At 72.0% G+C, this 7,752-nt stretch carries 8 protein-coding genes; 6 read left to right on the top strand and 2 right to left on the bottom strand.

Going from position 1 to position 7,752, the window contains the following annotated elements:
• Nucleotides 1–895 (top strand): tetratricopeptide repeat protein (locus tag ACJOT3_RS29825; protein ID WP_406976468.1); only part of this gene is annotated, 895 nt, incomplete at its 5' end.
• Nucleotides 896–1,014: 119 nt separating this feature from the next.
• Nucleotides 1,015–1,977: a nucleoside hydrolase gene (locus tag ACJOT3_RS29820; protein ID WP_406976467.1), complete on the top strand. Its 963-nt coding sequence runs from the start codon at nt 1,015–1,017 to the stop codon at nt 1,975–1,977.
• Here ACJOT3_RS29820 and ACJOT3_RS29815 read toward each other — a convergent pair.
• Nucleotides 1,964–2,419 (bottom strand): PaaI family thioesterase, encoded by a 456-nt coding sequence (locus ACJOT3_RS29815; RefSeq protein WP_406976466.1) that lies wholly within the window; start codon nt 2,417–2,419, stop codon nt 1,964–1,966. The two genes, ACJOT3_RS29820 and ACJOT3_RS29815, sit on opposite strands and share 14 nt — an antisense overlap.
• 83 nt (nt 2,420–2,502) lie before the next feature.
• Here ACJOT3_RS29815 and ACJOT3_RS29810 point away from each other — a divergent pair, with 83 nt between their 5' ends.
• Nucleotides 2,503–3,507 carry a hypothetical protein gene (locus ACJOT3_RS29810; RefSeq protein ID WP_406976465.1) on the top strand — a complete coding sequence of 335 codons (1,005 nt, stop codon included), beginning with the start codon at nt 2,503–2,505 and terminating at the stop codon, nt 3,505–3,507.
• 24 nt (nt 3,508–3,531) lie between these two features.
• Here the strand turns inward: ACJOT3_RS29810 and ACJOT3_RS29805 are convergent, their stop codons facing one another.
• Nucleotides 3,532–4,149, bottom strand: coding sequence for a DUF47 domain-containing protein (locus tag ACJOT3_RS29805; protein ID WP_406976464.1), 618 nt, complete (start codon nt 4,147–4,149; stop codon nt 3,532–3,534).
• A 435-nt stretch (nt 4,150–4,584) separates the two neighbouring features.
• On the opposite strand from ACJOT3_RS29805, the gene ACJOT3_RS29800 reads away from it, so the two are divergent.
• From ACJOT3_RS29800 to purM, 3 genes are all read left to right on the top strand, one after another.
• Entirely contained in the window at nt 4,585–5,040 is a 456-nt protein-coding gene (locus ACJOT3_RS29800; protein WP_406976463.1) for a sterol carrier family protein, read from the top strand.
• A 2-nt stretch (nt 5,041–5,042) separates the two neighbouring features.
• Nucleotides 5,043–6,539 (top strand): amidophosphoribosyltransferase, encoded by a 1,497-nt coding sequence (gene purF / locus ACJOT3_RS29795; RefSeq protein ID WP_406976462.1) that lies wholly within the window; start codon nt 5,043–5,045, stop codon nt 6,537–6,539.
• 132 nt (nt 6,540–6,671) lie between these two features.
• Nucleotides 6,672–7,733: a phosphoribosylformylglycinamidine cyclo-ligase gene (gene purM / locus ACJOT3_RS29790; protein WP_406976461.1), complete on the top strand. Its 1,062-nt coding sequence runs from the start codon at nt 6,672–6,674 to the stop codon at nt 7,731–7,733.
• The last annotated feature ends 19 nt before the right edge of the window (nt 7,734–7,752 follow it).

Genomic DNA, 7,752 nt, shown 5'->3' with positions numbered 1-7,752 from the left:
CCTCCACCTGCCCGACCTCGCGATGTCCCTCAACAACCAGGCCGACCACCTGAGCACCCTGGGACGGCACGAAGAGGCGCTGGAGGCCGTCAGCGAGGCCGTGCACGTCCGTCGGGCCCTGGCCGACCGGCACCCCGACACGTACCTGTCCGACCTCTCCCACTCCCTCAACGCCCGGTCCGTCCTGCTGGCCCGCCTCCGGCGGGCGGAACCCGCGCTGGAGGACGCCACCGAGTCCGTGCGCATCCACCGGGCCCTGGCGGAACAGCGGCCCGACGCCCACCTGCCCGACCTCGCGCAGTTCCTCAACAACCGGGCCAACCGCCTGAGCAGCCTGGGGCGGCGCGAAGAGGCGCTGGAATCGGTCACCGAGTCCGTGAGCATGTACCGGGCCCTGGCCGAACAGCGGCCCGACGCCCACCTGCCCGGACTCGCGATGTCCCTCGACGGCCTGTCCAACCATCTGCGCGACCTGGAACGGCACGAACCGGCGCTGGAGGCCGTCAGCGAGGCCGTGTACATCCGCAGGACCCTGGCCGACCGGTACCCCGAGGCCTACCTGCACGACTTCGCGATGTCCCTCAACAACCTGGCCGACCGGCTGAACAACCTGGGACGGACCGACGGGGCCCTGGAGTTCGGCACCGAGTCCGTGCGCATCCACCGGATCCTGGCCGAACAGCGGCCCGACGCCCACCTGCCCGGGCTCGCCACCGCCCTCAGCAACCAGACGCTCTTCCTGATCCTGCTGAGACGGTACGAGCAGGCGTGGCCGACGATCACCGAGGCCATCGACATCCGACGGCGGCTCGCGGACCTGCGGCCCGAGGTGCACCGGAAGGACCTGGAGCTGTCCCTGCGCATCCTCGCGTGGCTGGAGGAAGAGGACCCCTAGCCCCCCGCCGGTCCCCCACAGATCACCCCCGTCCCGGGACCCCGCACCGGGGATCGGGGGGTTGAATGGGGGTGGAGGGGGCCCGGGGTGGGCTCCCGTCGCCTGTCTGGGGGAACCGTATGGCCGTGCCGTTGGTGATCGATACCGATACCGCTCAGGACGACTGCGTCGCCCTGCTGGTCGGCCTGCTGGACCCGGCGGCCGACCTGCGGGCGGTCACGATGGTGGCCGGGAACGTGGGCTTCGACCAGCAGGTCCGCAACGCGTTCATGACGCTGAACGTCGCCGGGGCGCCCGCCGTCCCCGTGTACCTGGGCTGTCGGCGGCCGCTGGTGCGGGAGTGGGTGAGCGCCGAGGACGTGCACGGGGACGGCTCCGGCGGGCTGGCCATGGACCAGGGGGGCCTGGAGCCGGAGGCCGAGCACGCCGTCGACGCGCTGGTGCGGATGGCCGCCGAGGCCCCCGGTGAGCTGTCGATCGTGGCGATCGGCCCGCTCACCAACATCGCCGCCGCCGTGGTCAAGGACCCCGGGTTCGCGCGCAACGTGAAGTCGCTGTACATCATGGGCGGCTCCAACAACGGCCGCGGCAACATCACCGCCGCCGCCGAGTTCAACTTCTACGTGGACCCCGAGGCCGCCAAGGCCGTGTTCGCCGCCGGGTTCGACATCACCGTGGTGCCGTGGGACCCGCTCACGCTGCGCCAGGCCGTGTTCGGGCAGGAGCGCCTGGACGGGATCGCCGCGCTGGGGACGCCGCTGTCGCGGTTCTTCACCCGCATCTGCGCGGCGACCCTGGAGTTCGACCGCCGGGTCGGCATCGACGGCACCACGCACCCCGACTCGCTGACCGCCGCGGTGCTGCTCCACCCCGAGCTGGTCCGCAAGGCCTCGCCGTACCACGTGGACGTGGAGACCGCCGGGGAGCTGACCCGGGGCTACTCGGCCATGTCGTGGGGCGTGCACGGCCTGGAGCCCAACGCCCGGGTGGTCGAGGAGGTCGACCCCGAGGCGTTCTACGCGCTCATCAGGGGTGTGCTGGCCCGGGAGACCGCGCCGGAGCGCGAGATCACCGGCCTGTGAACGTGATGACGCCCTGGGCGGCGGCGACGGTCGTCTCGCCGCCCTCGGCGTCGGCCATCACCAGGTCGCAGCGGCACAGGGCGCGGCGGCGGGTGTGCTCGACGACGTGCGCGCGGGCGCTCAGCAGGACGCCGCGGGCCGGGCGCAGGTATTCGATGGTGAAGCCGCCGGTGAGGACGGACGGGCCCAGCACGGTACCGCCCGCGAAGGTGAGCGCGTTGTCGGCGGCGTAGGAGAGCACGCCGCCGTGCAGGAACCCGTTCTGCTGGCGCAGGTCCTCGCGCACGTCCAGCTCCAGGACGGCGCTGCCCGGGGTGAAGCGGGTGACCCGCGCGCCGAGCAGCCGGCTGAAGGGCTGGGCGTCCAGGATCGACGCCGCCAGGGCGAGGGCGTCGGGGTCGGGTGTGGGTTCGGGCTGCGGCTCGGGGTCCTCGGCGGTCATACGGTCCTGCTTTCTTCTACGCGCTTTGACCTTTTTGTGGGGGTATGTCACCTAGGGTCCGCCTCATGGGAGGAGGACCCATCGTGCAGACTTCCACATTCGCCTCCGCCGCCGCTGCCGCGGCGCTGGTGTGCGCGACCGCCTGTGTTCCCATCCCGGTGGACCTGACGGGCGGGGAGGAGGAGCGGCCCGAGACCGCTCCCCCGGCGGCCGAGAGCCCGTCGGAGCCCGCGCCGGGGCCGGAGAGCCCGCCGGACCGGCCGCCCGCCGGCCAGGAGGGCCAGGGGGACCAGGAGGGCTCCGACAGCGGCGGGAGCCAGGAGGGGCAGCCGCAGGAGCCCGCCGGGGGCGCGGCCGTGCACCTGCCGCTGGGCGGCTCCCACACGTTCGGGGACGGCTTCTCGGTGAGCATGGGGCCGGTGGAGCGCCGGACGGACGAGGAGGAGTACCGGGAGGCGCCGCAGGAGCCCGAGGAGGAGACCTCGCCGGAAGAGGGAACGGACCCCCTGGAGGGCGGGGAGTCCCCGGAGGACGGTGCCCCGCCCGAGGAGGAGTGGTCTCCGGACGAGGGCGAGTCCTTCGAGAACGAGCCCTGGGAGGAGGAGCCGCTCGAAGAAGAACCCCTGGAGGACGAACCCCTGGAGGAGGAGTCCCCGGAAGAGGAGTTCCCCGAGGAGGAGCTGCCCGAGCAGCCCGGCGAGGGCCCGGGCGAGGACGAGTGGGCCGAGGAGGGTGTCGAGGAGCAGGAACCCCTGGAGGAGGAGCCCGGGTACGGGGAGCCCCAGTACGACGCCCTGCACTACTTCGCCTGGACCGTCACCCTCACCAACGGCACCGGCGCCCCCGTCCACACCGGCTCGCCGCTGGACACCTGCGCCGTCGGCGACCCGCTCCAGGCGTCGTTCGCCCCGGTCATGGGCGACACCATTGAGCCGCCGTACATGCTGGAGCCCGGCCGGAGCGCGAGCTGGGACGCCGACTGCCTCATCACCGAGGGCGATGTCCCCTTGCAGTGGACCCTGGAGTTCCACGGCGAGGACGGGACACCGCTCTACCCGCCGCTGGTGTTCTCCGGCGGCGTGCCCTGACCCGGGCCCATGCCCCGCCCCGGCTCAGCGGTTCTTGACGACGATGCTCTCCACGGTGTTGGCCACGTGCTCGAACGCGTCGGCGGCCGCCTCCAGCTCCTCGATGACGTCCTTGAGCTTGAGCACCGTCAGCGCGTCGTACTCGCCGCTGAACAGCTTGGCCAGCAGCTTGCGGTAGATCCGGTCCGCCTGGTTCTCCAGCTGGTTGATCTCGATCCAGTACCGGGTGAGGTCCTGCATGGTGCGCAGTCGCGGCATGGCCTCGGCGGTCAGCTCGGCGGCGCGCTCCAGCACCTCGATCTGGTCGATGATGCCCTTGGGCAGGCGCTCCAGGCCGTACAGGTCGATGAGGTCGACCGCCGCGTCCATCGAGTCCATGACGTCGTCGAGGTTGGAGGCCAGCCGGTAGATGTCCTCCCGGTGCATGGGAGGCGCCGAGCTCTTGTTGAGCCGGCGCATGATCGCGTGCGTGGCGTCGTCGCCCGCGTGCTCGCAGGCCCGCATCTTCTCGGTGATGGCCTCGCGGTCGGCCCCGTCGCTCATGAGCTCCACCAGCAGGCGGGCCGCGATGACCAAATTGTTCGCCGAATCGGTGAACATCTCGTAGTAGCTGTCATCACGCGGGCGCAAACGCAGGCGCACGTCGTCTCTCCCGATGGTGCGGTGGGTGTTCCATGGTGGATGTTAAGCGGGTCCGCCGAGCGGCTCGTCTGGACGCGGGGGTCCTTCGCGTCGGTCGCGTGCGCGGTCATCCCTCGTTCACTCGGCGGCACCGGTGCGTGGAACTCCCCGGGGGAAGGGGCCCATCGCATTCCTCCCAATCTCAACGACACCGGGACGGTTCGGGACGCTACCGTGTTCCGCGCCCGCTGACCAGCGGTGCGCTGAGACACGAATCACCCGATCGGTGAGAGATCGGTGGACGCCGACCCCCTGGTTCTCCGATGTCCACTTTCAGGCCATTGAGCGGCAATGGCAAGTATCCCGCCGGTTCACCTGTGCGTTGACCCGCACCGATTCGCCCGCCCTCCCGGACTCCCGGGCGTCATGTCCCCGACCGGATCTAGGCTCGGAGGCATGCCGTCCAACCTCACTCCCGCCCTGGTGCGCCGGGTCCGGCAGGCCCTGGCCGACGCGGGCACCACCGAGCCCGCGAGCGCCGAGGACGCCGTGGCCGCGCTGGTGCGCGCCGCCCAGGCGCCCGGGGCCGCCCGGCCGCTGGTGAAGCTCGCGGTGCGGGCCTCCCTCGCGCTGCTCGCCGACCGGGCGCCGGGCAACTCCCTGGAGGTCCGCGTCCCCCCGTTCGGAGCCGTACAGGCGATCGAGGGCCCACGTCACACCCGGGGCACCCCGCCCGGTGTGGTGGAGACCTCCCCGGCCGTCTGGATGCGCCTGGCGACGGGCGGAACCGCCTGGGAACAGGCGATCGCGGACGGGGCCGTCCAGGCCAGCGGCACCCGCTCCGACCTGTCCGGACACCTCCCCCTGTGGCCCCGGGTGGTCCCGCCCGCATCCCCAGGCACTAAGCTGTGAGCGTGTCGTACTCCGACGGCCGGCTCTCCATGGACCTCGATCCGCTCGAACGCGGCCCGCAGGACGCCTGCGGTGTATTCGGGGTCTGGGCTCCCGGCGAAGAAGTCAGCAAGCTCACCTACTTCGGCCTCTACGCGTTGCAGCACCGCGGTCAGGAATCCGCGGGCATCGCACTGAGCGACGGGGAACGGATCGTCGTCTACAAGGACATGGGACTGGTGTCCCAGGTCTTCAACGAGGCGACCCTGGACTCCCTGCGCGGCCACCTCGCCATCGGCCACTGCCGCTACTCCACCACCGGTTCACCGGTGTGGGAGAACGCGCAGCCGACCTTCTACACGGCGCGTGAGGGGGGTCTGGCGCTCGGCCACAACGGCAACCTCATCAACACCCCGGAACTGGCCGCGATGCTGCCCGACACCCGGCGCAACGCGACGACGGACACCGAGGTCCTCACCAACCTGCTGGCCTCCCGGGCCCGCGACGGCAGCACCGTCGAAGAGGCCGCCATGGAGCTGCTCCCGCAGGTCCAGGGCGCCTACTCGCTGGTGTTCATGGACGAGGACACCCTGTACGCGGCCCGCGACCCGCAGGGCATCCGCCCGTTCGTGCTGGGCCGCCTGGGCGAGACCTCCGGCGCGGGCGGCTGGGTGGTCGCCAGCGAGACCGCCGCCCTGGACATCGTGGGCGCCGAGGTGGTCCGCGAGATCGAGCCGGGCGAGCTGCTCACCATCGACGAGCGCGGCGTCCGGTCCCGCCGGTTCGCGCCCGCCCGCCGCAAGGGCTGCCTGTTCGAGTACGTCTACCTGGCCCGCCCCGACACCACCATCGCCGGGCGCAACGTCAACTCCACGCGTGTGGAGGTGGGCCGCCGCCTGGCCCGCCAGCACCCGGTGGACGCCGACCTGGTCATCCCGGTGCCCGAGTCCGGCACCCCCGCCGCGGTCGGCTACGCCGAGGCCAGCGGTATCCCGTTCGCCCAGGGCCTGGTCAAGAACTCCTACGTGGGCCGGACCTTCATCCAGCCCAGCCAGACCCTGCGTCAGCTGGGCATCCGGCTCAAGCTCAACCCGCTGCGCGAGGTCATCGAGGGCCGCCGCCTGGTGGTCGTGGACGACTCGATCGTGCGCGGCAACACCCAGCGCGCCCTGGTCCGGATGCTGCGCGACGCGGGCGCCGCCGAGGTGCACGTGCGCATCTCCAGCCCGCCCGTGCTGTGGCCCTGCTACTACGGCATCGACTTCGCCACCCGCGCCGAGCTCATCGCCGCCAACCTGTCGGTGGACGAGATCGCCGCGTCCGTGAACGCCGACAGCCTGGCCTACGTCGAGCTGGACGAGCTGATCGCCGCCACCACGGTGCCCGAGAACGAGCTGTGCCGGGCCTGCTTCGACGGCGTCTACCCGATCGAGGTCGACCCCGCCGCCCGCGGCAAGTACCTGCTGGAGAAGTCCTGCGGGACCCCCGAGGGATCCACCCTGGCCACCAGCACCAAGTAGCCGTCCGCACGGCGGCCCCGCCGTGCGTTCCGTCCGCCGTGCCCTGACATCCGGAGCCTTCCGGGTGCGCGGGCGCGGCGGGCCTCCCGGCCATCAACGAGCACCAACCATCACAGTACGAGGAGAACTCGCGTGGCAGCCGACAGCAAGGCGACGGGGGCGTACGCCGCCGCGGGCGTCGACATCGCCGCCGGGGAGCGCGCCGTCGACCTGATGAAGCGCCACGTCGCGCGGACGCGGCGCCCCGAGCAGGTCACCGACGCCAGCGGATTCGCGGGCCTGTTCCGCCTGGACACCGCCAAGTACAAGGACCCGGTGCTGGCGACCTCCACCGACGGCGTGGGCACCAAGGTGCTGCTCGCCCAGAAGCTGGACCGCCACGACACCATCGGCATCGACCTGGTGGGCATGGTCGTCGACGACCTGGTCGTCAGCGGCGCCGAGCCGCTGTTCATGACCGACTACATCGCCACCGGGTCGGTGGTCCCCGAGCGGATCGCCGAGATCGTCGGCGGCATCGCCGAGGGCTGCCACCAGGCCGGGTGCTCCCTGATCGGCGGGGAGACCGCCGAGCACCCCGGGGCGATGGGCCCCGAGGAGTACGACCTGGCCGGCGCCGGGACCGGTGTGGTGGAGGGCGACGCCATCCTGGGCCCGGACCGGGTCCGCGAGGGCGACGTGGTCATCGCGATGGCGTCCTCGGGTCCGCACTCCAACGGCTACTCGCTGATCCGCCACATCGTGGACACCGCCGGGCTGGACCTGACGGCGCACGTGCCGGAGCTGGGCGGGGAGCTGGGCGAGGTGCTGCTCACCCCGACCCGGATCTACGCCAAGGACTGCGTGGCGCTCACCGACGCGGTGGAGGTGCACGCGTACTCGCACATCACCGGCGGCGGGCTGGCCGCCAACCTGGCGCGGTCGCTGCCCGGCCACCTGGACGCGGTGCTGGACCGCTCCACCTGGACGCCCGCCCCCGTGTTCGGCCTGCTGGCCGAGAAGGGCGGCGTGTCGCGGGAGGACATGGAGGCCACGTTCAACATGGGTGTGGGCATGGTCGCGGTGGTCGCGGCCCAGGACGGGGAGCGCGCCCTGGAGGTGCTCTCCGAGCGCGGTGTCCCCGCCTGGCGCCTGGGTACGATCGCGTCCGGTTCCGGGCTGGCCCACCTGAACGGTGACCACCCCGGCGCGTGAAAAAGGACGCGAACATAGC

Source organism: Nocardiopsis protaetiae (assembly GCF_045446735.1).
Classification (GTDB): Bacteria; Actinomycetota; Actinomycetes; order Streptosporangiales; family Streptosporangiaceae; genus Nocardiopsis; species Nocardiopsis protaetiae.
Note: the sequence above shows the minus strand (reverse complement) of the source record. Positions and strands in the feature narration are given on the sequence as shown.

Coding starts and splice junctions, on each gene's coding strand:
- ACJOT3_RS29820 (WP_406976467.1), top strand. CDS start 1,015: ATGGCCGTGCCGTTGGTGATCGATACCGATACCGCTCAGGACGACTGC.
- ACJOT3_RS29815 (WP_406976466.1), bottom strand. CDS start 2,419: ATGACCGCCGAGGACCCCGAGCCGCAGCCCGAACCCACACCCGACCCC.
- ACJOT3_RS29800 (WP_406976463.1), top strand. CDS start 4,585: ATGCCGTCCAACCTCACTCCCGCCCTGGTGCGCCGGGTCCGGCAGGCC.